The sequence below is a fragment of the Chromobacterium sp. Ag138 genome, from assembly GCF_055181315.1.
The window spans coordinates 3,222,366-3,247,912 of the sequence record NZ_JBUPWA010000001.1 but is presented as its reverse complement, the minus strand read 5'-3'; the positions used below and the strand labels follow the sequence as shown (position 1 = coordinate 3,247,912).

General features: G+C 68.3%; 24 protein-coding genes and 1 pseudogene. 7 read left to right on the top strand and 18 right to left on the bottom strand.

The genetic code is table 11. The annotated features are described in order from the left end of the window. Positions 1 to 41: 41 nt before the first annotated feature. A complete protein-coding gene (lptM, locus tag ACY3GB_RS15140) occupies positions 42 to 206 on the bottom strand; it encodes an LPS translocon maturation chaperone LptM (RefSeq protein WP_463089473.1) in 165 nt (54 codons plus the stop codon). Positions 207 to 292: 86 nt separating this feature from the next. Between lptM and cyaY the strand changes: the two genes are divergently transcribed. Continuing rightward, positions 293 to 613 (top strand): iron donor protein CyaY, encoded by a 321-nt coding sequence (cyaY, locus tag ACY3GB_RS15135; protein ID WP_463090948.1) that lies wholly within the window; start codon positions 293 to 295, stop codon positions 611 to 613. Positions 614 to 616: 3 nt separating this feature from the next. On the opposite strand, the pseudogene ACY3GB_RS15130 reads toward cyaY, so the two are convergent. Next, a pseudogene (locus ACY3GB_RS15130) lies at positions 617 to 1,219 on the bottom strand (TSUP family transporter); the annotation flags it as partial. Positions 1,220 to 1,237: 18 nt separating this feature from the next. After that, positions 1,238 to 1,411, bottom strand: a complete 174-nt coding sequence (locus ACY3GB_RS15125) for a hypothetical protein (protein WP_463089472.1) — start codon at positions 1,409 to 1,411, stop codon at positions 1,238 to 1,240. Positions 1,412 to 1,514: 103 nt separating this feature from the next. Here ACY3GB_RS15125 and ACY3GB_RS15120 point away from each other — a divergent pair, with 103 nt between their 5' ends. Beyond that, complete coding sequence (locus ACY3GB_RS15120; RefSeq protein WP_463089471.1) at positions 1,515 to 2,375, top strand: MBL fold metallo-hydrolase; 861 nt, start codon at positions 1,515 to 1,517, stop codon at positions 2,373 to 2,375. Here ACY3GB_RS15120 and ACY3GB_RS15115 read toward each other — a convergent pair. After that, a complete protein-coding gene (locus ACY3GB_RS15115; protein ID WP_463089470.1) occupies positions 2,345 to 3,010 on the bottom strand; it encodes a tetratricopeptide repeat protein in 666 nt (221 codons plus the stop codon). The genes ACY3GB_RS15120 and ACY3GB_RS15115 overlap by 31 nt on opposite strands. Before the next feature lie 130 nt (positions 3,011 to 3,140). Between ACY3GB_RS15115 and cysE the strand changes: the two genes are divergently transcribed. From cysE to ACY3GB_RS15100, 3 genes are all read left to right on the top strand, one after another. Beyond that, on the top strand, positions 3,141 to 3,923 hold the full coding sequence (cysE, locus tag ACY3GB_RS15110) for a serine O-acetyltransferase (RefSeq protein ID WP_463089469.1): 783 nt from the start codon (positions 3,141 to 3,143) through the stop codon (positions 3,921 to 3,923). Positions 3,924 to 4,190: 267 nt separating this feature from the next. After that, positions 4,191 to 5,033: an isopenicillin N synthase family dioxygenase gene (locus ACY3GB_RS15105; protein ID WP_463089468.1), complete on the top strand. Its 843-nt coding sequence runs from the start codon at positions 4,191 to 4,193 to the stop codon at positions 5,031 to 5,033. Positions 5,034 to 5,195: 162 nt separating this feature from the next. Beyond that, positions 5,196 to 6,737, top strand: a complete 1,542-nt coding sequence (locus ACY3GB_RS15100) for a sensor domain-containing diguanylate cyclase (protein WP_463089467.1) — start codon at positions 5,196 to 5,198, stop codon at positions 6,735 to 6,737. Here ACY3GB_RS15100 and ACY3GB_RS15095 read toward each other — a convergent pair. From ACY3GB_RS15095 to hemC, 7 genes are all read right to left on the bottom strand, one after another. Then, a complete protein-coding gene (locus ACY3GB_RS15095; protein ID WP_463089466.1) occupies positions 6,734 to 7,168 on the bottom strand; it encodes a MarR family winged helix-turn-helix transcriptional regulator in 435 nt (144 codons plus the stop codon). The two genes, ACY3GB_RS15100 and ACY3GB_RS15095, sit on opposite strands and share 4 nt — an antisense overlap. Then, the gene (locus ACY3GB_RS15090; RefSeq protein ID WP_463089465.1) at positions 7,161 to 8,741 is read right to left on the bottom strand and encodes an MDR family MFS transporter; all 1,581 of its coding nucleotides are present in this window, start codon (positions 8,739 to 8,741) and stop codon (positions 7,161 to 7,163) included. The genes ACY3GB_RS15095 and ACY3GB_RS15090 overlap by 8 nt, the downstream gene beginning before the upstream one ends. 139 nt (positions 8,742 to 8,880) lie before the next feature. Continuing rightward, a complete protein-coding gene (gcvA, locus tag ACY3GB_RS15085; RefSeq protein ID WP_021478883.1) occupies positions 8,881 to 9,801 on the bottom strand; it encodes a transcriptional regulator GcvA in 921 nt (306 codons plus the stop codon). Positions 9,802 to 10,157: 356 nt separating this feature from the next. Continuing rightward, on the bottom strand, positions 10,158 to 11,366 hold the full coding sequence (locus ACY3GB_RS15080) for a heme biosynthesis HemY N-terminal domain-containing protein (RefSeq protein WP_463089464.1): 1,209 nt from the start codon (positions 11,364 to 11,366) through the stop codon (positions 10,158 to 10,160). A 3-nt stretch (positions 11,367 to 11,369) separates the two neighbouring features. Next, complete coding sequence (locus ACY3GB_RS15075; protein WP_463089463.1) at positions 11,370 to 12,407, bottom strand: uroporphyrinogen-III C-methyltransferase; 1,038 nt, start codon at positions 12,405 to 12,407, stop codon at positions 11,370 to 11,372. Beyond that, a complete protein-coding gene (locus ACY3GB_RS15070) occupies positions 12,404 to 13,135 on the bottom strand; it encodes a uroporphyrinogen-III synthase (protein WP_463089462.1) in 732 nt (243 codons plus the stop codon). The genes ACY3GB_RS15075 and ACY3GB_RS15070 overlap by 4 nt, the downstream gene beginning before the upstream one ends. Positions 13,136 to 13,142: 7 nt before the next feature. Next, positions 13,143 to 14,072: a hydroxymethylbilane synthase gene (hemC, locus tag ACY3GB_RS15065; protein ID WP_463089461.1), complete on the bottom strand. Its 930-nt coding sequence runs from the start codon at positions 14,070 to 14,072 to the stop codon at positions 13,143 to 13,145. Between the two features lie 236 nt (positions 14,073 to 14,308). On the opposite strand from hemC, the gene ppc reads away from it, so the two are divergent. Continuing rightward, a complete protein-coding gene (ppc, locus tag ACY3GB_RS15060; RefSeq protein ID WP_463089460.1) occupies positions 14,309 to 17,005 on the top strand; it encodes a phosphoenolpyruvate carboxylase in 2,697 nt (898 codons plus the stop codon). 150 nt (positions 17,006 to 17,155) lie between these two features. Here the strand turns inward: ppc and ACY3GB_RS15055 are convergent, their stop codons facing one another. From ACY3GB_RS15055 to ACY3GB_RS15035, 5 genes are all read right to left on the bottom strand, one after another. Further along, positions 17,156 to 18,406: a M28 family metallopeptidase gene (locus tag ACY3GB_RS15055; RefSeq protein WP_463089459.1), complete on the bottom strand. Its 1,251-nt coding sequence runs from the start codon at positions 18,404 to 18,406 to the stop codon at positions 17,156 to 17,158. Between the two features lie 91 nt (positions 18,407 to 18,497). Continuing rightward, positions 18,498 to 19,967, bottom strand: a complete 1,470-nt coding sequence (locus ACY3GB_RS15050; RefSeq protein WP_463089458.1) for a M4 family metallopeptidase — start codon at positions 19,965 to 19,967, stop codon at positions 18,498 to 18,500. Between the two features lie 583 nt (positions 19,968 to 20,550). Next, the gene (pdxH, locus tag ACY3GB_RS15045) at positions 20,551 to 21,192 is read right to left on the bottom strand and encodes a pyridoxamine 5'-phosphate oxidase (RefSeq protein WP_463089457.1); all 642 of its coding nucleotides are present in this window, start codon (positions 21,190 to 21,192) and stop codon (positions 20,551 to 20,553) included. Between the two features lie 93 nt (positions 21,193 to 21,285). Then, complete coding sequence (locus ACY3GB_RS15040; protein WP_463089456.1) at positions 21,286 to 22,110, bottom strand: S1/P1 nuclease; 825 nt, start codon at positions 22,108 to 22,110, stop codon at positions 21,286 to 21,288. A 166-nt stretch (positions 22,111 to 22,276) separates the two neighbouring features. Then, complete coding sequence (locus ACY3GB_RS15035) at positions 22,277 to 23,158, bottom strand: LysR family transcriptional regulator (protein ID WP_463089455.1); 882 nt, start codon at positions 23,156 to 23,158, stop codon at positions 22,277 to 22,279. A 91-nt stretch (positions 23,159 to 23,249) separates the two neighbouring features. Between ACY3GB_RS15035 and ACY3GB_RS15030 the strand changes: the two genes are divergently transcribed. Beyond that, positions 23,250 to 24,164 (top strand): DMT family transporter, encoded by a 915-nt coding sequence (locus tag ACY3GB_RS15030; protein ID WP_463089454.1) that lies wholly within the window; start codon positions 23,250 to 23,252, stop codon positions 24,162 to 24,164. Positions 24,165 to 24,229: 65 nt separating this feature from the next. On the opposite strand, the gene ACY3GB_RS15025 is transcribed toward ACY3GB_RS15030, so the two are convergent. Continuing rightward, positions 24,230 to 25,036 carry a DUF2145 domain-containing protein gene (locus ACY3GB_RS15025; RefSeq protein ID WP_463089453.1) on the bottom strand — a complete coding sequence of 269 codons (807 nt, stop codon included), beginning with the start codon at positions 25,034 to 25,036 and terminating at the stop codon, positions 24,230 to 24,232. Next, positions 25,033 to 25,497: a hypothetical protein gene (locus tag ACY3GB_RS15020; RefSeq protein ID WP_463089452.1), complete on the bottom strand. Its 465-nt coding sequence runs from the start codon at positions 25,495 to 25,497 to the stop codon at positions 25,033 to 25,035. Before ACY3GB_RS15020 ends, ACY3GB_RS15025 begins: the two co-directional genes overlap by 4 nt. Positions 25,498 to 25,547 lie beyond the last annotated feature (50 nt).

Below are 25,547 nucleotides of genomic sequence, written 5' to 3'. Positions count from 1 at the left end.
CAGACAAGCGATTGCTTGGAAATATCCTTATGTCGCCGCGCTCAACGGGAAGCGGAAGCGTCCGCCTTGGGCGCGGAGGCGTCCGGTTTGACGACGTGGGCGGCGGACGGCGCCTTCTTGGGCTGCTGCGGCAGCACCAGCGGGCCTTTGTAGCCGCAAGCGGCCAGAATCAGGGTCAAACTTGCGCAAGCGAGCAGGGTACGCATACTGATGGCAATCCGATATGGCAAAATCGACATACTAGCAAAACCTTGCCGGGCGGTGTTGCCGCCGCCGGCGCCATCAGGGAAACATCATGACCGAAAGCGAATTCCTGCAACTGAGCGACGACATCTTCGACCGCATCGAACAGGCGATAGACCAACATGGGCTGGACGCCGACACGCTGCGCCAGGGCAATGTGCTGGAAATCGAGTTCGACAGCGGCGAGAAGGTGATCGTCAACCGCCACGCCGTCAACCAGGAAATGTGGATCGCGGCCAAGAGCGGCGGCTACCACTTCTCGCGCCGCGGCGAGGCCTGGATCGCCAGCCGCGACGGCGCGGAATTCTACGCGACGCTGGCCGAGGCCATCCGCGCCGGCAGCGGCGAGGCGTTCAGCTTCTCCGGCTGACCGTCAGCCGGCGGCGTGGCGCAGCATGGCCACCGCCACCCCGGCGGCCACGAGCGCGAAGCCGCGCGACACCTGCCGCTGCCCCAGCCGCCGTATCAGCCAGCGGCCGGCCATCATACCGGCGAGCGCGGCGGCGGCGAAGGCCAGCGTGGGCAGCGCCGGCGGCCGCGCGCCATGCCAGTAGGCGGACAGCGCGCCGCCGCCGCCGACCAGCGCGATCACCAGCAGCGAGGTGGCGACGATGGCGTGCATGCCCAGGTCGCTGAGCCGGCGCAGCGCCGGCACGATGACAAAACCGCCGCCCACGCCTAAGAGGCCGGTCAGAAAACCGGTGAACGCGCCGACGCCGGCCAGCGCGGCGATGCTGGCCGGATGCCAGGCCAGGCGACCGGTTTCCGGCCGCACCCGGCACAGCGCGCCACGCCCATCCCTCTCCGCTTGGCCGTCCCGCGCGCCGGACCAGGCGCGCCAGGCGACGATCAGCAACACCAGCGCGAAACCCGCCGCCAGCCAGTCGGCCGGCAACCGATGCGCCGCCCGCGCGCCCAGCGCCGAGCCGGGCAGGCCGCACAGCGCCATCAACGCGGCCGCGCGGTAACGCACCTCGCCCCGCCGCCATCCCTCTCAAGCGCCGAAAGCCGCCCCGGCCGCCACGGCCAGTAGCGCCACCGGCGCCGCCTGCGGCACACTCCAGCCTTGGGACGCCATCAGCGCCGGCACCGCCAGAATGCCGCCGCCGGCGCCGGTCAGGCCCAGCACCGCGCCCACCAGCGCGCCCAGCAACAAAGTCAGCGCCATGTCCGCCTGGATAGTAAAATCGTCATGATGAAATTTCTAAAAGAAATATGCTTATAACAGTATATTGTTTCAGCCGCCGCGCGCGCCATGCCCGGAGGACAAGATGAGCGCCCAGATCGCCAGCTTTTTCGACGCCGCCACCGGCACCGTCAGCCACATCGTCTACGACCGCCCGGGCGGATGCGCCGCGGCGGTCGATCCGGTGCTGGACTTCGACTTCCGCTCCGGCCGCACCTCGCGCGCGTCGGCCGACCGGCTGCTGGCCTTCCTGGCCGAGCAGCGGCTGACGCTGCAGTGGATACTGGAAACCCACGCCCACGCCGATCATCTGTCGGCGGCGCCCTATCTGAAGCGGCAAGCCGGCGGCCGCGTCGGCATCGGCGCGCGCATCGTCGAGGTGCAGGCCATCTTCCGCCGCGTGTTCAACCTGGAGCCGGCCTTCCGCTGCGACGGCTCGCAGTTCGACCACCTGTTCGGCGACGGCGAGGCTTTCCGCATCGGCGAGCTGGAGGCGCGGGTGATCGCGCTGCCCGGGCACACGCCGGCCGACGTCGGCTATCAGATCGGCGATGCGGTTTTCATCGGCGACACGCTGTTCATGCCGGACGTGGGCACCGCGCGCTGCGATTTCCCCGGCGGCGATCCGGCCGAGCTGTACCGCTCCATCCGCAAGCTGCTGGCGCTGCCGGCCGACACCCGGCTGCTGATGTGCCACGACTACCCGCCGGCCGGGCGCGAGCCCGCCTGGTGCGCGACCGTGGCGGAGCAGCGCGCGGCCAATCTGCACGCGCGCGACGGCGTGGACGAGGCCGCCTTCGTCCAGATGCGCGCGGCGCGCGACAAGACGCTGGCGATGCCGCAATTGCTGCTGCCGGCGGTGCAGGTCAACATCCGCGCCGGCATGCCGCCGCCGGCCGACGACAACGGCGTCCGCTATTTGAAGCTGCCGCTGGACGCGCTCTGAGCGCGGCGGGCGCTCTCGCGCTTCGCCAGGTCCAGCGCCTTGACCCGCGCGCCGATGTCGCCCTGCGCGCCGGCGCGGGCATACCAGCGTATCGCCGCCGGGATGTCCCGCTTCACGCCCTGGCCATGCTCGTACATGCTGGCGATCAGATACTGCGCGCCGGCATCGTCCTGCTTGGCCGCCTCCTCGTACCAGTAGGCGGCGAGGCGGTCGTCCTGCGGCGCGCCGCGCCCGAGGAAATACTGGGTGGCGAGATCGATCTGGGCCGGCAGATAGCCCTGCCGGGCGGAGAGCTGGAACCAGCGCGTCGCCTCGGCCAGCGATTTGGGCACCCCGTCGCCGCGTTCGGCCAGCAGACCCAGCGCGTGCTGCGCCCGGTCTAGCCCCAGCTCCGCCGAGCGCTTCAGCCAGTACACCGCCCGTGCCTTGTCCACCGCGCCGGCCTCGCCCTTCCAGTCCATCATCGCCAGGTCGAAAGCCGCCACCCGGTCGCCGTTCCGCGCCGCCTGCCAGAAGGCGATGCGGGCCGCGGCCAGCTGCCCGGCCTGGTATTCGCGCCAGCCCGGCACCTCCGGCTCCGCCGCACCCGCGCTCAACGCCGCCAGCAGCAGCGCCAGCAAGATTCCCGATCTCATGACCGCTCCCTCCGTCCATGCCGGTTGGTCGCCGCGCGGCGCGAATCCTGACGGCGCTTCGCCTCGGGCTGACGGCGCGGACTGCGGCAGGCTACAATGTTTCGACTAGATGTCATTTCCGGAGTCCTCGATGAGTTCCACCCTGGTTGATCCGCTGTGGTCGGCCATCCGCGACGAAACGCTGGCGGCGGTCAACGACGAGCCGCTGCTGGCCAGTTTCCTGCACATGACCGTTCTGCGCCACGCCACGCTGGAAGACGTATTGGCCTTCCACCTGTCCACCAAGCTCGCCAGCCCGGTGATGGATCCGCGCGCGCTGCAGGAACTGTTCCGCGAGGCCTTCCAGGCCGATCCGGCGATCAGCGCCGCGCTGCGCGCCGACATCCGCGCCTGTTTCGAGCGCGACCCCGCCTGCGACCGCTACTCCACGCCGCTGCTGTACTTCAAGGGCTTCCACGCGATCCAGAGCCAGCGCATCACCCACTGGCTGTGGCAGCAGAGCCGGACCACGCTGGCGCTGTTCCTGCAGAACCGCATCTCCGAAGTCACCGGCGCCGACATCCATCCCGCCGCACGCGTCGGCCAGGGCGTGATGCTGGACCACGGCACCGGCCTGGTGGTCGGCGAAACCGCCGTGATCGGCAATAACGTGTCCATCCTGCACGGCGTGACGCTGGGCGGCTCGGGCAAGGAGCGCGGCGACCGCCATCCCAAGATAGGCGATGGCGTGATGCTGGGCGCGGGCGCCGCGGTGCTGGGCAATATCCGCGTCGGCGAATGCGCGAAAGTGGGCGCCGGCAGCGTGGTGCTGGAAGACGTGCCGCCGCACGCCACCGTGGCCGGCGTGCCGGCCCGCATCGTGGCCCAGGCCTGTCCGGGCACCCCGGCGCTGGACATGGACCAGCGGGTGTAGGCGCCGCTTTTCTGTAATTAAAGTACACCGGGGCAATGCCCCTGGCCGCGCCGGACAGCCAGTCCCGCCCGTCCGGCTCCTCCTGAAGCCCGCCCCTCGGCATCGCGGCTGCGGCCTTGCGCGGCAAGGCCGCTTCTGTTTTGGTAGTTTTCCAACAGTACAGATGCCAACGGCTTGGCGCTGTGTAGCTTAGCCGCTACAATGCGCGCGGCCGGCGACCGCCCCGATATTGCATGGCGGCGCCGGGTTCATCAGGAAAACCACCCCATGAACGTCAGAGTTGTCGATTACCGCGCCCCGGACGCCGCGGAGCAGTTCACCCGTTCCCTGCACGAAACCGGCTTCGGCGTGCTGACCAACCACCCCATCCCGCAAGACCTGGTTGAAAAGATCTACGCCGAATGGCTGGACTTTTTCAATAGCGAAGAGAAGTTCGACTACGCCTTCTCGGTGGAAAAGCAGGACGGCTGGTTCTCGCCGGAAGTGTCGGAAACCGCCAAGGGCGCCACGCTCAAGGACATCAAGGAATACTTCCACATCTACCCCTGGGGCCGCGCGCCGTCGCAGCTCAAGGCCGACGCCGACCGCTACTACGGCATCGCCAACCAGCTGGCACAGGAACTCTTGTCCTGGGTGCAGCAATACACCCCGGCCGACATCGCCGCCAATTACCGCGAGCCGCTGTCCCACATGATCCAGGACAGCCAGCAGACGCTGCTGCGCGTGCTGCGCTACCCGCCGCTGACCGGCGACGAGCCGGCCGGCTCGCTGCGCGCCGCCGCCCACGGCGACATCAACCTGCTGACCATCCTGCCCGCCGCCAACGAGCCGGGCCTGCAGGTGCAGGGCAAGAACGGCGAATGGCTGGACGTGCCCTGCGACTTCGGCACCCTGGTGGTCAATATCGGCGACATGCTGCAGGAAGCGTCGGCCGGCTACTACCCGTCCACCCAGCACCGCGTGGTCAACCCCAGCGGCGAGGGCGCGAAGAAAAGCCGCATCTCGCTGCCGCTGTTCCTGCACCCGCGTCCGGACGTGATCCTGTCCGACCGCTACACCGCCGGCGCCTACCTGGACGAGCGCCTGCGCGAACTGGGCGTGAAGATGTAATCCGCCAGCCTCCGCATCAAACGGCCGCAGCCCCGCTGCGGCCTTTTTTTATGCGCTTGCCGCGCCTCTCGGCAGCGCCGCCGCCATTCGCAAACTACGATAAAACTTAAGAAAAGCACGCTGCGGCGGCCACGTCGCTCCGCAGCCAAGGGAAGGGAATCTATGCGCGGCACTCTCACGCGCCCTCCGGCTGTCCCGGATTGGCTGCCCAATGTCCTGGTGGCGCTGCTGTATTGCGCGGCGGCCTGGCTGGGCGACCGCTTTCTGATGCTGGAGCTGGGGATGGACACCGTGCTGTGGCCGCAACCCGCGCTGGCGCTGGCCGCCCTGCTGCTGCGAGGCCGGCGCGCCTGGCCTGGCGTGCTGCTGGGCGCGCTGCTGGTGGAAGGATGGCGCTGGTCGGGCCAGGCCGCCGGCCTGGACTGGCTGCCGCCGGCGCTGGGCATCGCCGCCGGCGCGCTGGCGCAAACGTTGGCCGGCGCCTGGCTGGTGCGCCGCCATCTCGGCGCCGGCAATCCGCTGGGCAGCTTCGGCCACTGCCTGCTGTTCTGCCTGATCGTGGCGGCCTGCACCCTGCTGGGCACGCTGATCGCCGTCGCCTCCGCCTATCTGGCCCACCTGGTGCCGCAAAAAATGCTGCTGGCGCAAGGCTGCCTGTGGTGGCTGTGCAATGCCAGCGGCACGCTGCTGTTCAGCAGCCTGCTGCTCAATCTCTACTACCACGGCTGGCCCAGGCTGGGGCGGGAAGCCTGGTACGAGATGCTGGCCTACTTCGGCACAGTGGCGCTGCTGACCGCCAGCATCTTCATCTGGTGGCACCCCACCATGGACACCACCTATCCGCTGGACATGCTGGTGCTGCCGCTGGTGGCCTGGGCGGCGTTCCGCTTCAGCCCGCGGGAGGTGGCGCTGGCGCTGCTGCTGATCACCCTGCTGGCGCTGTGGGGCACTCGCCACGGCGGCGGCCCCTATCTGGGCTTTTCCGCTTACAGCACGCTGATCATCCTGCAGACCTATATCGGCATCCTGACCGTGGTGGCGCTGTGCCTCGCCGCGCTGATGAGCGAGCAGCGCCTCATCAAGCAAGAGCTGGGAAGGCAGCAGGAGCAGCTGGAGCAGCAGGTGCGCATTCGCACGCTGGCGCTGGAACAATCGCACGCCGAGGTGCTGGCGCTGTCGCGGGTGGATTCGGTGACCGGCATCGCCAACCGCCGCTGCTTCGAGGAAAGCCTGGACGGCGAATGGCGGCGGGCGCGGCGGCTGGGCACGCCGCTGGGCATGCTGATGATAGACATCGACTACTTCAAGCTCTACAACGACCACTACGGCCACGTCAGCGGCGACTACTGCCTGCGCGAAGTGGCGCAGGCGATACGCGGCAGCGTGCGGCGGCCGCAAGACCTGGTGGCGCGCTACGGCGGCGAGGAGATCATCTGCCTGTTGCCGGACACCGGCGCCGATGGCGTGGCCGTCGTCGGCGAGGCGGTGCTGGAGGCGGTGCGCGAATTGCAGCTGCCGCACGCCGGCTCGTCGGTGGCGAGCATCGTCACCATCAGCATAGGCGGCGCCACCGTGCATCCGCGCGAGGTGGCGGACAGCCGCCAGCTGATCGAGGCCGCCGACCGCGAGCTCTACCGCGCCAAGCAGCAAGGCCGCAACCGGCTGGTGATCGCCGGACGCGACGAGGCGACGGCCGGACGCTAGCGCGCGTCGGCGGCCATGCAGCGGAACCGCTCCTCCAGCAGGCGCAGCACCCGCAGCGTCGCCGCCAGCTCCGCGGCGTCGATGCCGTTCAAGGCCTGGTCGAAAAACGCCTGCCGCTGCGGGGCCGCCGCGCGCAGCAGCGCCGCGCCGGCCTCGTCCAGCGTCACCAGCGTCTGGCGGTTGTCGGCCGGATCGGTGTCGCGCCGCACCAGCTTCTCGGCCTCCATCGGCTTCAACTGCCGCGTCAGCGCGCCGGGGTCCATCTGCAGATGGCAGGCCAGCCGCTTCTGGCTGGCCGTACCCAGATCGTCCAGCGCCTTCAGGATGCGCCAGCGCGGCAGCGCCTCGCCGACCCTGCCCTCGAAGGCGCTGTACATCGCGCGGCTGCTGCGGCCCAGTTGCTGCAGCAGATTGGGTTGATGCTCATTCATGCCGCCGCTCCTGTTCCGGGACCGCGCTGTCCAGCCTCACCGCCGGCACCTTGCGCACCAGCCACAGGCCCAGCAGCAACCCTAGCGCCACCAGCCACTGGCTGCAATGGATGGCGTCCACCAGCAGTTCCCGGCTGGCGGCCAGCAAGCCTTCGGCGCCGGCCGCCGCATGGCGGAACTGCGCCAGGCTGTCGGCGTTCAGCAGCGTCTGCGGATCGGCCAGCCAGGAGCGCCAGCTCTCGCCGTGGCGCGCGGTCAACATCGCCTCCACGCTCTCCCGGAACCGGTGGCTGACCACCGCGCCCATCACCGCCGTGCCCAGCATGCCGCCCACCATCCGCGTCGACTGCAGCATCGCGGTGGAGACGCCCAGTTGCTGGCGCGGCGCCAGCTGCTGGACGAAGATGGTCAGGTTGGGCATCAACAAACCCAGGCCCAGGCCGCCCATCATCATATTGGCGAAAATCAGCGCGTGCGGCGTGGACGGCGTAGTGCGCGCCAGCAGCGCCGCGGTGGCGGCGAACATCAATAGCCCCAGGCCCAATAGCCGCGTCGGATGCTTCAGCCGCTGCACGATGCGGCCGTTGAGCATGCTGCCAATGGTGATGAACACCACCAGCGGCGTCACCAGCAGGCCGGCCTGGTTGGGCGACAAGCCGAAGCCGGCCTGGAACATCAAGGGCGCGTAATACATCACCGCGAACATGCCGAAGCCCATCAGCAAGGACAGCCCGAACAGCGGCGCCAGGCCCCGGTGCGACAGCATGCTGGGCGGCAGCAGCGGATTGGGGCTGCGCTTTTCCCACCATATCAGCACCGCCAGCGCGGCCAGGCCCAATCCGGCCAGCGCGGCCAACAGCAGCGGCGACTTGTGCTGCGGCAGCCATTCCACCGTCAGTTGCAGCGAGCCGAGGAATAGCGCGATCAGCACCGCCCCCTGCCAGTCCAGCCGCGACGGCGGCCTCTCGTCGTGGCGGATCACCGGCAGGAAGCGCCAGACCAGCCACAGGCTGGCCGCGCCGACCGGCAGATTGACGAAGAACACCCAGCGCCAGCCCAGGTACTCGGTGAGAAAACCGCCCAGCGACGGCCCGATGGCGTTGGCCAGGCCGAAGGACGCGGACAGCATCACCTGCCAGCGCAGCCGCTCGCGGGTGTGGGGGAACAGATCCGGCACGCAGGCGAAAGTGGTGGCCACCAGCATGCCGCCGCCGACGCCCTGCAAGGCGCGCGCCAGCACCAGCTGCAGCATGTCCTGGGCCAGGCCGCACAGCATGGAGGCGGCGGTGAACAATACGATGGCGGTCAGCACGAAGGGCTTGCGGCCGTGGTCGTCGCCCAGCTTGCCGAAGACGGGAACGGTGATCACCGAGGTCAGCAGGTAGGAAGTGCCCACCCAGGCGTACAGCGCGAAGCCATGCAGGTCGGCCACCACGGTGGGCATCGCGGTGCCGACCACGGTCTGGTCCAGCGCCACCATGATCAGCACGCAGCACAGGCCCAGCATCGCCAGCAGCCGCTGGCGGAAATCCAGACCGGCGGCCAGACCGGCTGGGGAAGAAGGAGCGTTCATGATTGATAAGGCAATAGTTGCTATGTCAATCATTATGCGGAACGCCGGACCGCCGCGCCACGCCCCTGCGGTTAACAAATGTTGGCGGGAAAAGGGAAGGCCGCCGCCGCCGGGACGCGGCGGCGGACGCCGGCGGCGCTCAGTAGCCCTGGCGCGCCAGCCAGCTGGCTTCCTCGCTGTTGGCGACGGTGTGCACCAGCCAATCGCGGAAGGCGCGCACCTTGGGCAGCTCGGCCAGCTCGTGCGGATAGACCAGGTAGTAGGCCCATTCGGTTTCCAGCACGGTGTCGAACGGAATCACCAGCCGGCCGCTGTCCAGGTCCTGGGTGACCATCGACGCCTGGGCCAGCGTCACGCCCATGCCGGCCACCGCCGCGTGCAGCGCGTATTCGAGCGCGTCGAAGGTGACGCCGCTCTCCGGATTGACGCCGGACACGCCGGCCAGCGTCAGCCAGCGCTTCCAGGTGTTCTGGTCGCGCCACGGATGCAGCAGCGTGTGGTGCCTCAGATCGTCCGGCACATGCAGCGGGTGCTTGCCGGCCAGCAGGCTGGGCGAGCACACCGGAATCAGCTTCTCGCGGCAGATGCATTCCAGCCGGAGATCGGCCGCCGCCTCCGGGCTGGACAGGCCCACCACGGCCAGGTCGTATTCGGCGCGGTTGAACGGCTTGTTGTGTATCAGCTGGGTCAGCAAATGCAGCGTGTACTCCGGATGCCGCGCCTGGAAGTCGGCCAGATTGGGCAGCACCCAGCGCATCGCCGGCGTCGGCGGCATCCGCACCCGCAGATCGCTCTGGCGCAGGCGCAGCGCCTCGCTGGCCTCGTTCAGCAGCTGGAACGCCTCGCGCGCCGGCTTCACCAGCGCCTCGCCCTCGGCGGTCAGCGCCAGACCGCGGGCCTGGCGGGTGAAAAGGGTGGCGCCGTAATACTCTTCCAAGGTCTGGACATGGCGGCTGATCGCGCCCTGGGTCAGGCTGAGCGCCGCGGCGGCGCGGGTGAACGACAGGTGCTCGGCGGCGACTACGAACACGCGCAGGGCATTCAGCGGAGGCAGCTTCATGCTGTTACATGCCTTTTCTTCATAGTTTTCATGAGATTAACTGCTTTGTGCAAACCGCCGCCTCCACGTATGCTGGTGAACATTGTCGCGGCCGGCATCGTCGCGGCGAAAGCAAGCGCCATGCATAGATCTGAGGTCAGCCATGCATAATGGTTGATTCTGGCACAGCTTTCGTCGTTCGGCATCCTTATTGTCAGACAGGATGCCGCCCGCGCTCTCGTATCGATTGATTGTCTGCCAGTCCACGTTGGCATGCACGGGCCCCTCGGGGTCCGATTTTTTTTGCCCGCCGCCGTCGCGCGGGCAAGAAAAATGCCGCCGGCCGGAACGGCGGGCGGCATCTCGGACGGCTGCGCTCAGCAGCCCTGGCTCAGCGCCAGCTCCAGGCTCTTCTGGTAATGCAGCTGCGAAGCCTCTTCCTTGCCGGTGGCCTCGAACAGCCGCGCCAGCTCGGCGTGCGCGCACAGCGTGGGCTGGATCGACACGCTGGCCTCCAGATAGCTCTGCGCCTTGCCCCACAGCTGCTGCGCCTGCGCCAGACGGCCCAGCGCCAGCAACAGCCAGTGGTCGCGCGGGCGCAGCTTCAGCCAGTTCTCGGCGTCCTTCAGCAGCGCCAGCCGCTTTTCCACGCTGAGGTGGGCGGCCAGCTGGCCCAGTTCGCGCGCCAGCTCCGGCAGCTCCATTTCGTCGCTGGACAGCGCGCCGGCCAGCAGCGTGGCGGCGTAGTCGTATTCCTGCAAGCGGATCAGGTGGGACACCACCTGCTGCAGCAACTGCGGATTGCCGCGCTCGGCGTCGGGGATGCGGCGCAGCCAGTCGCGCACTTCGCGCTCGGACAACAGCCCGGACAGCTGCTGCTGGTAGGCGGCCAGCCGGTAGCGGCGCGCCTGCTCCGGCTCCAGCGCGTCGGCCTTCAGCAGTTTTTCGGTCAGCAGCAGGATGGCTTCCGGCTGCTTCTGCAGCAGGCGCACCTTCAGCTCCAGCCGCAGCGCGTTGGTCAGGTTGGGCGACAGCGCGCGCGCGCGCTCGATGGCGGCCAGCGCGCCCAGCGCGTCCTTGTCCTCCAGCCGCAGCTCGGCGTCCAGCATGTGGCGCGCCAGCTGCAGCCGGGCCGGCAGCTGGTCCAGCTGGTTCAGGTACTCGTCGCGCTTGCCGCCGTCGCCGGCGGAGCCGGCCGCGCGGGCGGCGATCAGCAGCGCCAGCGCGCGGTTCTCGGCCGAGTATTCATCGGACAGCGATTTGGACGCCTCGCGCTCGGCCTTCTGGAAACGGCCCTCGAAGAAGGCGATGCCGGCCTCGCGCAGCGCGTGGCGGGCGGCTTTCAGCTTCTTCTGGCGCTGAAAGCGCTGCACCTGGCGCGGCAGATCGGCGGCCAGCGCGATCAGCCGCAACGCGATGTGGGTGACGACGATCAGCGCCACCACCAGCACGATCATCAGGTTGAACGACACTTCCATCCGGTAAGGCGGCAGGAACAGGATGGCGTAGCCGGTATTCAAGGTGGAGGCCAGCCCCACCAGCACGGCCAATGCGAACAGGCCGGTTATCCACAATGCGAATCTCACCGTTTACTCCCCGCTATTGCCTTGGGCGTCGCGCACGGCCTTCAGGCTGGCGCTCATGTCAGGCAGGCTGATGTCCAGGGGCGCGCCTTCCAGCTCGCCCAGCGTCGCCAGCCACTGCGAGGAGGCGGCCGCGTCGCGGTCGAAATAACGCTGCACGTAGCTGCGCGCGGCGGCGATGTCGGCGGCGTAAGTCTTGCCGTCGCGCTGCATCAGCGCCAGGCGCGCGTCCAGCAGGCGCATCTTCAGGTTCTCGCGCAGGAAGAAAGCCTGTTCCGGCGACAGCAGCAACGCCTCCGGCTTGTCCATGCGGCGGATGTGGATCAGCTCGCCCAGGCTGCCGCTGATCTCGGCGGACAGCCGCTCCCACCACGGGGCGTCCGCCGCCGGCTGCGCCGGCTTGCCCGGCTGCGCGCCGCTCAGGCGGTGCGAATCCACCACCAGCGGCAGCGAATCCACGCTCAGCATCAGCCGGTCGATCTTGACGGTCAGGCCGACGGTGTCGAGGTAGGGCAGCGCCTTCAGTTTTTCCAGATCGGTGGCCACGGCCTTCTTCACCCCGATCAGCTGCGGACGGTCGAACTTGGCCAGCCGCGCGTCCACCATCTCCAGCGCGGAGACGGCGGCGCTGACGTTGCCGGCCAGCTGCAGCTGCTGGCTGGCGATGGCCAGCGTGTGCTCGATCTCGGACAGCAGCCAGTCGGTGCGGTTCTTGGTCAGCTCCTGGTACATGCCGTTCAGCGTCGCGTACTGGCCGGCGGCCTCGTTGACGCGCGCCTCCACCAGCGCCAGCTTGCCGTCGGTGGCGCGGGCGGCCAGCATCGCCTGCTCGGCGATCGCGCGCTGCTCCTTGCCGGCGCCGCTGCCTTCGGCCAGACGGCGCGCCAGCTCCTGGCGCATCGAATCCAGCTGCTGCTGGGTGGTGTAGAACTGCCAGCCGGCGACGCCCAGGGCGGCGACGGCCAGCCACACGGCGAGGCCGGGGCGTTTGCGGGACGGGGCGGCCTGGGCCGGGATGGCTTCGTTGATCTGGGATTCGCTCATGGGTGACGACGGAACCATTCTTTGAGGCCGGCGACCAGTGCGGCATCGTCGGCTCGGGTTGTCACGATGCGTGTCGCGCCGAAAGCGTCCAGGCGCTCGGCGATACGCGGATGCGGCACGCAGTACAGCAGGCATTGTAGCGTTCCCGTCCGGCGCGGGCCAGCCAGTCGGAACAATTGCTCTACCATTTCGCCTGAAGTGATGATCACGGCATCGGGCGGAGCGGCATCGAACGCCGCCCAGTCCGGCGCGCCGTCGACGCGGCGGTAGACCTCGGCGACGGCCACTTCCGCGCCCCGCGCCGCCAGCGTGTCCGCCAGCAGCGCGCGGCCGCCCTCGCCGCGGACGATCAGCCAGCGCTGGCCGGACACGTCGGCCAGTTCCGGCAACGCCAGCAGCGCTTCGCTGTCGCTGCCGGCGGCCGGATGCAGCACCGGCAGGCCGGACAGATCAGCCAGCCGCTTGGCGCTGGCCGCGCCGACGCAGGCCAGGCGCTTGCCGGACAGATCCAGGCCCGCCAATGCAGGCCAGGCCGCGTCTATCGCGCTGGGGCTGACCCAGAACAGCGCGTCGGCTTGCGCCGCCTGCCGCGGCAGCGCGGCCAGCGCGGCGGGCAGCGGCTCGATCTCCATCAGCGGCAGATGCTCGGCCTGCCAGCCCTCGGCGCGCAGTTTCCCGAGCAGGCCGGCGCACTGCGCAAGAGGCCGGGCGGCGAGTACGCGCGTCATCGCCGGCTCAGCGCGGCTCGGCCAGCACAGCGTCTATCAGCGGACGGGCGCCGGCATCGATCAGCTTTTTCGCCACCGCGCGGCCCAGCGCTTCGGCATAGTCGGCCGGCGCGCTGGCGCTGGCGGTCAACACCACCGAGCCATCCGGATGGGCGACCAGGCCGCCCAGGGTCAGCGCGCCGTCGGCCAGCGTGGCGAAGGCGCCCAGCGGCACCTGGCAGCTGCCGCCCAGCTCCTTGGCCAGCGCGCGCTCGGCGGCGGTACAGGCGCGGGTGTCCGGGTGGTTCAGCGGCGCCAGCAGCGTCAGCAGGTCGGCGCGGCCTTCGCGGATCTCGATGCCCAGCGCACCCTGTCCCGCGGCCGGCAGGCTTTCCGACGGCGCGAGCTCGCTGCGGATGCGCTCGGCCAGGCCCAGGCGCTTCAGGCCGGCGGCGGCCAGGATGATGGCGTCGAACTCGCCGTCGTCCAGCTTCCTCAGCCGGGTCTGCACATTGCCGCGCAGCGGCTTGACCGCCAGTTGCGGGAAGCGGGCGCGCAGCTGGGCTTCCCGGCGCAGGCTGGAGGTGCCCACCACGCTGCCGGCCGGCAGCTCGGAAAGACTGTGGTAGCGATTGGAGACGAAGGCGTCGCGCGGGTCTTCGCGTTCGCACACCGCGGCCAGCGCGAAGCCGTCCGGCAGCGTCATCGGCACATCCTTCAGCGAATGCACGGCCAAGTCGGCGCGGCCGTCCATCAGCGCCTGCTCCAGTTCTTTGACGAACAGCCCCTTGCCGCCGATCTTGGACAGCGTCTTGTCCAGAATCTGGTCGCCCTGGGTGGTCATGCCCAGGATTTCCACTGCCAGGTGCGGGTACAGCGCTTGCAGCCGGGCCTGGATGTGCTCGGCCTGCCACATGGCCAGCCGGCTTTCGCGGCTGGCGATGACGATCTTGTCCATGAAACCGGATCCCAATAGAGAGGGTGTAATCAACTCCGGATTCTACCACGCTGCCGTCATGGGCTTGGCCCGGTTGTTGCTGCGACGCAGCAAGATCAAGGCAAGCCGCGGAAAAATGCCGTAGCGTGTCCACTACGGCGCGGAAGCTGCTTATGATGAATGTTTGCCCGCGACCGGTGAGGCATGGCCATGGAGGCCGTGGCCATGCCTGACGAGTCGAACACGGGAACAAGAATATGAGCGAGCACGACAAGGACCTGCCTCTGCGGTCCGACCTGGCCTGTCTGGACCGGCTGCTGTCGGAAGTAGTGGGCGAACAAGAGGGCGCGGTGGTGTCCGGCGCGGTGCAGGCGATCGCGCTGCGCCGCGGCGACGAGCGCAGCCATCCGCTGCCGCAGCTGGCGCCGGAGGCGGCGGCGTCCTTGCTGCGCGCCTGCGGCCTGTACGCGCAACTGTTCAACATCGCCGAAGACCTGCACCACAACCGCCGCCGCCGCGCCCACCAGTTGGCCGGCTCCGCGCCGCAGCAGGGCAGCCTGCCGCGCGCGCTGCAGCGGCTGCGCCAGGACGGCGTCAGCTTCCACGCGCTGCACCAGCTGCTCAGCCACGCCAGGGTGGGCGCCATTCTCACCGCCCACCCGACCGAGGTGCAGCGCCAGAGCGTGCTGGACGGCCATCGCGCGGTGCGCCGCTTCCTGTCGCAGCTGAACGCGCCGGACCTGACGCCGGAAGAGCGCGAGGAGCTGGAGGCCAAGCTGAAGCGGGCGATCCTGGCCCTGTGGCAAACCTCCGAGATCCGCCACTTCAAGATGACGGTGCGCGACGAGATCACCAACGGCGTCGCCTACCACCCGCTGGCCTTCTTCGAGGCGCTGCCGGCGCTGTACCGCCGGCTGGAGCGCGAGATCGGCCAATTATGGGGCGAGGAGGCGCGGCTGCCGTCCTTCATCCGCGTCGGCAGCTGGATAGGCGGCGACCGCGACGGCAACCCCAATGTCGACGCCGGCTTGCTGCGCCACGCGGTGACGCGCCAGGCGCAGCAGGCGTTCGAGCATTACCTGCAGGAGCTGAAGAGCCTGTACCGCGAGCTGTCGCTGTCGTCGCGGCTGGTGGACGCCGGCGCCGAGGTGCTGGCGCTGGCCGAGCAGTCGCCGGACCAGGCGGTCAGCCGCGGCGAGGAGCCGTACCGCCGCGCGCTGGCGACGATGCAGGGCAAGCTGCGCGCCACGGCCCGGCTGCGCGGCGTCGAGCTGGCCTGCCGCTGGGACGAGCGCGCGCCCTACCGCGACCACCGCGAGCTGATCCAGGATTTGGCCAGCCTGTCCGCCTCGCTGCGCGCGCATGGCAGCGCGCTGCTGGCCGACGGCCGGCTGTCGCGGCTGATCCGCAGCGTCGACGTGTTCGGCTTCTTCCTGATGCCGCTGGACCTGCGCCAGCACGCGGCGGTGCACGAAGGCGTGGTGGCCGAGCTGTTCAGCGCCGCCGGCCTGGAGGAATACCGCGCGCTGGACGAAGCGGCGCGGGTGCGGGTGCTGACCCGCGAGCTGGCGACGCCGCGGCTGCTGTTCTCGCCCTACCTGCGCTACGGCGAGCAGACCGAAAAAGAGCTGGCCATCTTCCGCGAGGCGGCGGCGATCCAGCGCGAGTTCGGCGTCGAAGCCATCGGCCAGTGCATCATCTCCAACTGCGCCAGCGTCAGCGACATCCTGGCGCTGGCCCTGCTGTGCAAGGAAGCCGGCTTGATCCGGCTGGAACACGGCCAGCCGCGCGCCAGCGTCAACCTGGTGCCGCTGTTCGAAACCATCGCCGACCTGGAGAGCAGCGAAACGGTGATGCGCGCGCTGTTCGCGCTGCCGTGGTACAAGCAGTTGCTGGACAGCCGCGAGCGGGTGCAGGAGGTGATGCTGGGCTATTCCGACAGCAACAAGGACGGCGGCTACCTGACCAGCCAGTGGCAGCTATGGCAGGCGGAAACCCGGCTGGTGAAGGTATTCGCCGACGCCGGCGCGCGGCTGCAGCTGTTCCACGGCCGCGGCGGCTCGGTCGGCCGCGGCGGCGGCCCGTCGTACGAGGCCATCGTCGCCCAGCCGGCCGGCAGCGTCGCCGGCCGCATCCGCATCACCGAGCAGGGCGAGGTGATCACCGCCAAGTATTCCGACCCCGCCATCGCCGGCCGCAATCTGGAGGCGCTGGTGGCGGCGACGCTGGAAGCCAGCCTCGGCAATATCCCGGGCGGCGAGGTGGACACCGCGCTGTTCGACGAGCTGTCGGCCAGCGCCTTCGCCGCCTACCGCGCGCTGGTGGAGACGCCGGGCTTCATGCAGTACTTCCTGGAGGCGACGCCGGTGACCGCCATCGCCCGGCTCAATATCGGCAGCCGGCCGGCCTCGCGCAAGAGCCTGTCCTCCATCGGCGACCTGCGCGCCATCCCGTGGGTGTTCTCGTGGTCGCAGTCGCGGCTGATGCTGCCGGGCTGGTTCGGCGTCGGCTCGGCGGTGGCCGCCTATGTGCAGAAGCACGGCGACGCCGGCCTGGCCAAGCTGCAGCATCTGTACCGCCATTCGCCGTTCTTCCAGGTGGTGCTGTCCAATATGGAGCAGGTGCTGGCCAAGGCCGACCTGGGCATCGCCCGCCGCTTCTCCGAGCTGGTGGCCGACCGCGAGCTGGCGGCGCGGCTGTTTGGCGCGATCGAGGCCGAATGGCGCAAGACCCACGACGCCTTCTTCGCCATCACCGGCCAGGCCGAGCTGCTGGAAAGCAACCCCACGCTGCACCGCAGCCTGGAAACGCGGCTGCCCTTCCTCGACGCGCTGGGCCTGCTGCAAGCGGATTTGCTGGCCAGGCTGCGCGCCGAACCGGAAGACGAGGACACGCTGTACGCGATCCACCTGACCATCAACGGCACTTCGGCCGGCCTGCGCAACACCGGCTGAATGCCCGCCGCGCAGCGGGCCTGCTTGCGATGCGCCGGAAGAGCCGCTTGTCCTCGGCGCGCGCCGCAAAAAAAGAACGCGGGGCCGGCAAAGCCGGCTCCGCGTCGCGGCAACCGCCGCGGCAGGAGCGCCGCCGCGGCGAAAACAGGCTCAGCGCAGCTTGGCCGCCGGACCGTCGCTGCCCAGCTCCACCGCGTAGGCCAGCGCCAGCTGCGAGAACTTCAGCGCATGCTTGGCCTGGTTGCCGGAGCTCGCCAGCGTATCGTTTCGGCTATGGATGTAGGGATTGGAGTTGTCAAAGCTGGACTCGAACGGGAACGACGCCGCGTAGCCCTGCGCGTTCCACGAAGCGTGGTCGGAGCAGGCATAGCCGCACTGACTGTAGCCGACCTTCAGGCTGGGCAGATAGGTCTTGGCCAGATTGGCCAGGAAGGTGTTCTGCGCGGCGTTGGTGTAGTCGGTGAACAGGAAGATGTCCTGCGCGTCGCCCTGGTAGTTGGTCATGTCCAGCTGCAGCGCGCCCACCACCTTGGCCTGCTGTTGCTTGAAACGCTTGGCGATGTCGGCCGAGCCGCGCAGGCCCACTTCTTCCGCCGCGTAGGCCATGAACTTGATGGTGCGGCGCGGCTGGTAGTTGCCGGCCAGCAGCACGCGGATCACCTCGGTCAGGCTGGCCACGCCGGAAGCGTCGTCGTCGGCGCCCGGCGCGCGGCTGCTCTCGCCGGTGCCGCTGCCGACTGTGGAGTCCAGGTGGCCGCCCAGCACGATGGTTTCCGCCGCATTGTCGGTGCCCTTGATCGTCAGGATCACCGACTTCTGCGGCCAGCTGGCGTGGGCGAACTGCTCGACGGTGACGTCGGCGCGGCCGCCGGCCAGCTGCTTCCACTGGGCGGCGATCCAGTTGGACGCGTTGACGCCGTGGCTGGTGGTGTAGAACCGGTTCTGGTAGCTGGACAGCGACTGGATGGTGCCGAGGATGTTGCTGTCCTGCAGCTGCGGCAGCAACTGGTTGACGGCGGCCTGGTTGTCTATCGCGTAGCTGGGCGCGGCCAGGCCGGCCAGCGGCGCGGCCGAGCCCTTCAGCGCGGCCTGGGCTTCCTGCAGGTCGCGATGGACGATGAAGCCGCCGCAATGGCGCAGGTTTTCATGGATGGAGTCGGACAGCTTGGGCAGCAAGGCCTCGTCCACCTGGACCAGATGCACGGTTTCTCCGGCGGCGGCGCCCTTGGCGAGACGGCCATCCGTAGCCAGCTGGCGGCTTTCCCGGCTCTTGGCGCCGGCATCCAGCTTGCGCAGCAGCTGGTAGCCCTGATCGCCTACCGAAATCCAGACCGGCTGGGCCTGGGCGGCGCCGGCCAGGCCCAACAGGACCAGCAAGGCGCTTTGACGCAGTTTCAACATATGAGGGACTCCCGAGCGAAGGCCGGCGTCTTTCGGCGCCGGCCGGGCAGTCGGATGCGGCCCCGGACGGGGCCGCGTTGGCGACGATGGCTTATTGGCAAGTCACGCCGACGGCGGCGAAGGCCTTGGTGACGTCCGCGCTGCTGTAGCCGCGCGCATCGGCCGCCTTGACCACGCCGCAAGCGGCGCTGTTGTAGGTGGCGTTGGCGGTCCAGTACAAGCGGTTGGCGTCGACGAACACTTCAAACGCCTTGCGGGTGTTCCAGTTCGGGCTGGTGGCGATCAGGTAGAACGCCTTGTTGTACACGCCGCTGGAGTAGTGCACGTCCAGACCGTTGTAGTAGTCCTTGGCATGGCCGATCGACTGGCCGTCCTTGGTCGGGTCGGCAAAGTAGCGCAGCGCGCCGGTCTTCTTGAAGATTTCGGCGCCGACCAGGAAGTCGTTCTTGCCCTTCATGTAGTATTCGGCGGCTTCGCCGGCCATGTCGGAGAACGCCTCGTTGATGCCGCCGGACTGGCCGTCGTAGACCAGGCCGGAGTTTTGCTCGGTGAAGCCGTGGCTGACTTCATGCGCGGACACGTCCAGCGACACCAGCGGGTAGAAGGTGCTGGCGCCGTCGCCGAAGGTCATCGCGGTGCCGTCCCAGAACGCGTTCTCGTAGTTGCGGCTGTAGTGCACCTTCATCAGCAGCTTCTGCGTGATCGGCTTCAGGTTGAACCAGTCCTTGTACAGGTTGAACACCACGTTGCCGAAATAGTGCGCGTCGTTCAGCGGCGAGTAGGCGCCGTTGATGGCCTTGTAGGTGTTGGTCGGGCAGGCGAACTTGTACGGGGTGGTGCCGCTGGTGCCGCCGTTGAGGTTGACGGTGGCGACGTTGCCGCTGTCCATCTTGCAGTCGCTGGTGACGATCAACGGACCGTAGTCGGTACCGTAAAGGTATTTGCCGGTCTTGGCGTTGCCGCCGGGACCGTTGGCCTCGGCGTGGTTCAGGCCTTCCCACTGCTTCAGCACCTGGCCGCTGTTGGCGTCGATGATCAGGTGCGGGCGGCTAGGCTCCTTGCCGTCGACTACGAAAGACACCAGGTAAACCAGCTGGGCGACGTTGCGCTCGTTCAGACGCACCACCAGCTCGGCCTTGTCGTTGTAGGTGGGATTGCCGTTGGCCTTCAGCGACTTGGCCTGGCTCAGCACCTGCGCGCCGCTCAGCGTCGGTTTGGCGGAAGCCAGATCCGACTGGATGCCGGCGATGTAGCTGCCCGATAGCTTGCCCTGAACCGCCTTCAGCGCGGCGGCCGGCTTCTCTTCCACCACGGCCTCGCCCCAGACCGGAACGCCCTGGTAGTACTGCTGGTAGCGGGTCACCACCTTGCCGGAGGCGAATTGGGTGCTGCGCAGCGGCTTCAGATCCGACTGGTTGACGCCGGCGAACGCCGTAGCGCTGCTGGCCTGGGCCTTGCCCAGCTTTTCCAGGTTGATACGCTCGGCCGCCATCGCCGAGGCGCTGAAGACAGCCAGGGCGGACAGGACCAGACCACGCAGCATCAGTTGCTGTTTTCTCATCACGGACTCCAAATGTAGACAGGGCGGGACGGGATGTGTCCCGCGCAACACCGCCGGCTGATGGCCGTCGGTACCGAAGCCGCCGCCGGTTCGGCCCGGGCTGTCGCCCCGCGGCGGATCGCCGTCGGGGAAGGCTGGCGGAGACCGCAGTCGATGGTGTTCGCCGGCGCCATTCTCGCGGGACCGTGCGCATCGCCTGCCGCCGCCGCCGGCCGCCCATTGCTGCCGGACTGGCCTGCGACTTAGCCTTGGGAACGGGTCGGCGCGTCTGCCACGCAGCCGGGCTTAGCCCGGAATGTCCCGACCAAACAATCCCAAATGCATAAATTAGGTATTGGATTTTTCTCTTGCATATGCATCTGTACTTTTTGGCAGTTGCTGCAAGGCTTCTCTGGAAAGACTGCGCGGGATCAATTGCCAGACAAGGCGATCCGTGATGAGCTTGGGTTTGGAGTCAAACTGAAAAACTACAAATATTCGCTATTTTGTTTTTTCATACCGGCCATATTTGCAAAAATATGACAGTTGCAGAAAGACGCCGCCAAGGGAAAGAGAACGGGCCGCGATCGCGGCCCGGGAGGGATCACGGCGCGAGGCGCGAGCGGCGCCAGCCGCCGTCGGGCTGCAATGTGTACAACACCCGATCGTGCAGCCGGCTGGGGCGGCCCTGCCAGAACTCGATCCGGTCCGGAACCACCGCGTAACCGCCCCAATGCGGCGGGCGCGGCACATTGATAGGGTGGCGGGCGCCGAACATCGCGGCGCGCGTCACCAGCACCGCCTTGGACGCGATCTCGCTGCTCTGCTCGCTGGCCCACGCGCCCAGGCGGCTGGTATACGGCCGGCTGGCGAAGTAGGCGTCGGACACCTCCGGCGCCACGCGCGCGGCCTTGCCCTCCACCCTCACCTGGCGCTCCAGCTCGGGCCAGAAGAAGTTCAAGGCGACGTAGGGATTGGCTTCCAGCGCCTGCCCCTTGCGGCTCTGGTAGTTGGTGTAGAACAGCAGCTGGCCATCCTCCACGCCCTTCAGCAAAACGATGCGGGACGACGGCCGGCCATCGGCGCCGACCGCGGCGAGGTTCATCGCCGTCGGTTCCGGCACCTGCGCGGCGATCGCCTCGTTCAGCCAGACTTCGAACTGCGCCGCCGCGTCGGGCAGGCAGTCTTCCGGCGACAATTCTTTCTTCGAGTATTCCAGACGGATATCGGCGAGGTTCAGCGACATGTTTCCTCCTTGGCCGTCCATCTTAGTCGAACGCGGCCGCGCCGGAAATGCGCGCGATCAATCCCCGCCCGCCCGGGCGGGGAGCTCCGGCGCTTAGTTCAGCGCCTGGTTGATCACCGCGGCGATGCGGGCGCCGGCCTTGGCCAGCTGTTGGTCCACCAGCAAGCCACCGGCGCGCAGATAAGTGTTGTCCAGATAGACCGGCGTGGACGGCGACGCGCCGCAGCTGAAACCGGCCAGCGGGCCGTAGACGTCGGCGCGCGCGTACTGGTTGGATTCATGCACCCAGTCCATGACGCTGCCGCTCTGCCAGCCGGCGACGTTGCGCTGGTACTGCTGCAGATCGCTGGCGGCCCAGGCCTTCTCGTTGGCGCCGTTCAGCTCCTGCTGCACCAGCGCGGTATCCCACACCGAGTGCAGATTGCTGACCTTCTTGCTGCCCGGCAGCTGCACCTTGAAATCGTTGCCGCCGCGGTCCAGATTGTCGGCCGCGTGCAGCGGCTGATGGATGTCGCCGATCATGTGGATCAGGAAAGTCAGCGCCTGCGCGCGGTCGGCCTTGCTGGCGGCGCGGTCGGCCAGCACCTTGCGGTAATGGTCGATCTGGTTGGACGCGCAGTTGCCGTCCGGGCACTCGTCTTCCGTCACGCCGCTGCAGACCGGCTCGTCGTTGTAATGCCACTGGTCGGAGCCCGGCAGCGTCTGCTTCAGATCCTGCTTGTGCTGGTCCATGTACAGCGCCAGCTGCGCGAAATCGGCGTTGGGAACCAGCTGGGCCACCTCGGCCTTGGCCTTGGCGCTCAGCAGTTGCTGGGCGATGTAGCCGGTGATGCGGTGGCCTTCCTGGCCCCAGGCCAGCGCCTGGGCGCTGCTGGCGGCGAAAGCGGCGGACAGCAGCAGCGCGAGTGCTTTCTTCATGTTCTCTCCCGGATGATTGCTTTTGTTTTGATGGCCGGCGAAATGCCAGCGCGGCGCATCATACGGGACAAATATGAAAAACAGATAAATATTTTCACATAGAACTAGTTTTGCGATTTATTTTTCATTTTGGAAATATTTCAAATCAAGCATTTGCGCAATCGCCCTATCGATCCCCTCCCAGCCACGCGCGTTCCAACAGCATCGCTTCCAGCGCCTGCAAGGCCGGCAGGCAAGTCTGCCGGCGGCGGATCAGCAAGGTCGGCGCACGGGACAAGTCGTCCGGCAACGCGTGCGTCGACACCTGGGCCGCCATCTGCGGCATGCTGTCCAGCAAGGCCTGGGGCAGCAAGGCCAGGCCCATGCCGCAAGCCACGCAGCTGAGCATCGCATGGTAGGAGCCCAATTCGACGATGCGCCGCGGCTGCACGCCTTGGCGCTGCAGCCACGCCTCCAGCCGCTGGCGGTACGAGCAGCCGCTGCCGAAGGTCAGCAGCGTGGAATCAGCCAGTTCGTCCAGCGACGGCGCGCCCCGCGCGGCGGCGGCCACCAGCACGATGTCCTCCACCGCCACCACGGTCTGTTCCAGCCTGTCGTCGTCCAGCGGCCCGCTGACCAGCGCCGCGTCCAGCCGCCCGTCCAGCACCGCGACGGTCAGGGTCCGCGACTCCCCAGTCTGCAATTCCAGCTGCACCGCCGGATAGCGCGCATGGTAGTCGGCCAGCACCGGCGCCAGCCTCGCCGCGGCTGTGCTCTCCATCGCGCCCAGCCGCAGCCGTCCGCTGGGCGCGGCGTCCGCCATCGCCAGCCTGGCCTCCTCGGCCAGGTCCAGCAGCCGCTGGGCGTAATCATTGAGCCGCCAGGCGGCGGCGGTGGGCACCAGCCGCTTGCCCTCGCGCAGAAACAGCGCCACGCCCAGCTTGTCCTCCAGCTGGCGCAGCCGGGTGGTGACGTTGGACTGTACCCGGTGCAGCCGCTGCGCGGCGCGGGTGATGCCGTCCTCCTGCAGCACCGCCTGGAAGATTCTCAGCTCATCCAGCTCCATCATTCTTTTCCTGAGATTATTTCAATCACAATAATTCATTTTTTAAGAACAATGAAGCGGTCTAGGATGCGGGAAACCCATCTGGAGAATCATCATGACCTCACCAAGCATCAGGCAGGGCTATCTGGCGGCCGCGGGCGCCGTCGCCATCTGGACCGGTTTCAACATCGTGTCGCGGCTGGCCGGCAAGAGCGCGCTGGCCGGCGCCGACATACTGGCGCTGCGCGTCGGCACCGCCGCGCTGATCCTGCTGGCCTGCGGCGGCCTGCCGCGCGGCGCGCTGCGCGACGCCCGGCTGTGGCTGCTGACCGTGCTCGGCGGCCTAGGCGTCAGCATCTTCGCCTATTGCGCGTTCAAATTCGCGCCGGCGGCGCACGGCGGCCTGCTGCTGCCGGGACTGCAGCCCTTCTTGGTGGCGCTGGCCGCCTGGCCGCTGCTGGGGGAGAAGCCGCAAAAACACAAGCTGCCCGGTTACGCGCTGATCGCGCTGGGCCTGCTGCTGAGCGCGCTGCCGCAGCTGGGGGGGCACGATGCCGGCCAGGCCTGGATCGGCGATCTGATGCTGCTGGCGGCTTCGGTGAGCTGGGCGGTGTTCGGCGTGCTGGCCCGGCGCTGGGACTTCGCCGCCTGGCCGCTGACGCGCGCGATCACCATCATGGCCGCGCTGCTCTATCTGCCCGTTTACCTGTTGTGGCTGCCCAAGCATCTGGCGGAAGCGTCATGGGGCATGCTGGCCTTCCAGGCGCTGTACCAGGGCGTGGGCGCGGCGATCCTGGCGATGCTGTTCTACCTGCGCGCCATCGCCGTGCTGGGCGCGGTGAAAATGGGCGTGCTGTTCGCGCTGATCCCGATATTGGCCGGCCTGCTGGCCGCGCCCTTGCTCGGCGAGCCGCTGACCGCCAGCCTGGCGGCCGGCCTGGCCAGCGTCAGCCTGGGCGCCTGGCTGGCGGCGCGGGAACAAAAAGCAGCGCCTCAGCCAATTCCTGCTCCCTCCGCGAGCAAGGCCTAAACCACGCTCATGATGCGGCCAAACGCGAAAACGGCCCCGCAGGGCCGTTTGGCGAAATCGCCGCGCTAGTAGCGGCGCGGCTGCGCGCCGGCGATCTCTTCCACCTTCCAGCCTTCCTCGCGCGCGTCGACAAACTGGATGATGGAATCCACCGACACCGTCTGGATGCGGTCGGCGAAGCGCAATTCGTTGGGGTGGTCGTCGAAGGCGACGTTGGCCTTGAACATGCGCCCGCCCAGCCGGGTCATCGGCCCCAGCTTCAGCTCGGTGGGCTGGTAGCCGTTCAGCTTCAGCCACATCTGCGCCTGCTCGCGGCTGCGTATCACCGTCTCGTGGCTCTCCGCCGCCGCCAGTTGCTCCAGCACCCAGACGTTGGAGTTCTCGTAACGGGTGGAGAACGGGTAGGCCAACAGGTTGTAATGCGCGGTGTGCAGCTCGCGCAGCCTGGCCGGCTGGTTCAGCCGCGCCAGCAAGCGCGACGCCACCTGGGGCGGCGGCACCAGCGCCACCGAGTCGAAACGGAACATGTCGTCGAGGAAGAAATTGCCCAGCCCCTCGTACCACAGCTCGGAGCGGTCGGTGCCGCAATCGTTCAGCAGATGCGCCACCCGCCAGCGGCGGTCCGGCTCGGTTCGGTAGACGATGCCGGCGTGGGTGTAGCGCAGATTGTACTGGCTGAGGTCCTGGCCCATGCGCCCCAGCACCACCACGTCGCTGCCCAGCTGGTCCAGCCGCTGCTGCACTTTCTGCGCGGTCTGCATCGCCATGCGGAACGTCTCCGGCGTCAGCGGCTTCTCCTCGCAGCTCTGGCCGGCGATGGCCAGCGCCGGCAGCGTCAGCGCGAGCGCGGCAAGCAAGCGCGTCGGCTTCATCCCGGAATCCTCGAATGTTCCAGCAGCGCCTCGCCCACCTTGTTGGGGATGAAGGCCAGCACCTTGCCCGAAGTCACCAGCAGCGTGCCGCTGGCGGTGGCGGTCACCTGCACCGAAGCGCCGACCGCTGCGCCGGACGCCTTCACCGCGGAGCCGGAGGCCTTGACCAGCAGCTTGGCGCCGCCCTGCACCGAGTCCAGCGTCAGCTCGGCCACGTCGCCTGCGCCCTGGACGATGCCGGCGATCACATAGGCGCTGCCGGTCACCGCCAGCACCGGGCCCAATGCCGATTCGCCATGGCCCTGCGAGGTGCCGCCCACGCTCACCACCGGCGCGGCCAGGATGGACAAGGCCCCCATGCCAATGGTTTGCGAGCCGTTATTGCCGATGGAGGGATTCGCCAGCGCGGGCCAGGAAGCGGCCAGCAGCACAGCGCCGGCCAACAGGGTGTAACGCGACATGATGCAACCTTGGTGTCATGAAGATGGCTGCCATCATGCCAAGTCAATTG

What these genes read in the sequence shown, in the direction of transcription:
- lptM (WP_463089473.1), bottom strand. Translation starts at nt 206, where the DNA reads ATGCGTACCCTGCTCGCTTGCGCAAGTTTGACCCTGATTCTGGCCGCT.
- ACY3GB_RS15125 (WP_463089472.1), bottom strand. Translation starts at nt 1,411, where the DNA reads ATGGCGCTGACTTTGTTGCTGGGCGCGCTGGTGGGCGCGGTGCTGGGC.
- ACY3GB_RS15120 (WP_463089471.1), top strand. Translation starts at nt 1,515, where the DNA reads ATGAGCGCCCAGATCGCCAGCTTTTTCGACGCCGCCACCGGCACCGTC.
- ACY3GB_RS15115 (WP_463089470.1), bottom strand. Translation starts at nt 3,010, where the DNA reads ATGAGATCGGGAATCTTGCTGGCGCTGCTGCTGGCGGCGTTGAGCGCG.
- cysE (WP_463089469.1), top strand. Translation starts at nt 3,141, where the DNA reads ATGAGTTCCACCCTGGTTGATCCGCTGTGGTCGGCCATCCGCGACGAA.
- ACY3GB_RS15105 (WP_463089468.1), top strand. Translation starts at nt 4,191, where the DNA reads ATGAACGTCAGAGTTGTCGATTACCGCGCCCCGGACGCCGCGGAGCAG.
- ACY3GB_RS15100 (WP_463089467.1), top strand. Translation starts at nt 5,196, where the DNA reads ATGCGCGGCACTCTCACGCGCCCTCCGGCTGTCCCGGATTGGCTGCCC.
- ACY3GB_RS15095 (WP_463089466.1), bottom strand. Translation starts at nt 7,168, where the DNA reads ATGAATGAGCATCAACCCAATCTGCTGCAGCAACTGGGCCGCAGCAGC.
- ACY3GB_RS15090 (WP_463089465.1), bottom strand. Translation starts at nt 8,741, where the DNA reads ATGAACGCTCCTTCTTCCCCAGCCGGTCTGGCCGCCGGTCTGGATTTC.
- gcvA (WP_021478883.1), bottom strand. Translation starts at nt 9,801, where the DNA reads ATGAAGCTGCCTCCGCTGAATGCCCTGCGCGTGTTCGTAGTCGCCGCC.
- ACY3GB_RS15075 (WP_463089463.1), bottom strand. Translation starts at nt 12,407, where the DNA reads ATGAGCGAATCCCAGATCAACGAAGCCATCCCGGCCCAGGCCGCCCCG.
- ACY3GB_RS15070 (WP_463089462.1), bottom strand. Translation starts at nt 13,135, where the DNA reads ATGACGCGCGTACTCGCCGCCCGGCCTCTTGCGCAGTGCGCCGGCCTG.
- hemC (WP_463089461.1), bottom strand. Translation starts at nt 14,072, where the DNA reads ATGGACAAGATCGTCATCGCCAGCCGCGAAAGCCGGCTGGCCATGTGG.
- ppc (WP_463089460.1), top strand. Translation starts at nt 14,309, where the DNA reads ATGAGCGAGCACGACAAGGACCTGCCTCTGCGGTCCGACCTGGCCTGT.
- ACY3GB_RS15055 (WP_463089459.1), bottom strand. Translation starts at nt 18,406, where the DNA reads ATGTTGAAACTGCGTCAAAGCGCCTTGCTGGTCCTGTTGGGCCTGGCC.
- ACY3GB_RS15050 (WP_463089458.1), bottom strand. Translation starts at nt 19,967, where the DNA reads ATGAGAAAACAGCAACTGATGCTGCGTGGTCTGGTCCTGTCCGCCCTG.
- pdxH (WP_463089457.1), bottom strand. Translation starts at nt 21,192, where the DNA reads ATGTCGCTGAACCTCGCCGATATCCGTCTGGAATACTCGAAGAAAGAA.
- ACY3GB_RS15040 (WP_463089456.1), bottom strand. Translation starts at nt 22,110, where the DNA reads ATGAAGAAAGCACTCGCGCTGCTGCTGTCCGCCGCTTTCGCCGCCAGC.
- ACY3GB_RS15035 (WP_463089455.1), bottom strand. Translation starts at nt 23,158, where the DNA reads ATGATGGAGCTGGATGAGCTGAGAATCTTCCAGGCGGTGCTGCAGGAG.
- ACY3GB_RS15030 (WP_463089454.1), top strand. Translation starts at nt 23,250, where the DNA reads ATGACCTCACCAAGCATCAGGCAGGGCTATCTGGCGGCCGCGGGCGCC.
- ACY3GB_RS15025 (WP_463089453.1), bottom strand. Translation starts at nt 25,036, where the DNA reads ATGAAGCCGACGCGCTTGCTTGCCGCGCTCGCGCTGACGCTGCCGGCG.
- ACY3GB_RS15020 (WP_463089452.1), bottom strand. Translation starts at nt 25,497, where the DNA reads ATGTCGCGTTACACCCTGTTGGCCGGCGCTGTGCTGCTGGCCGCTTCC.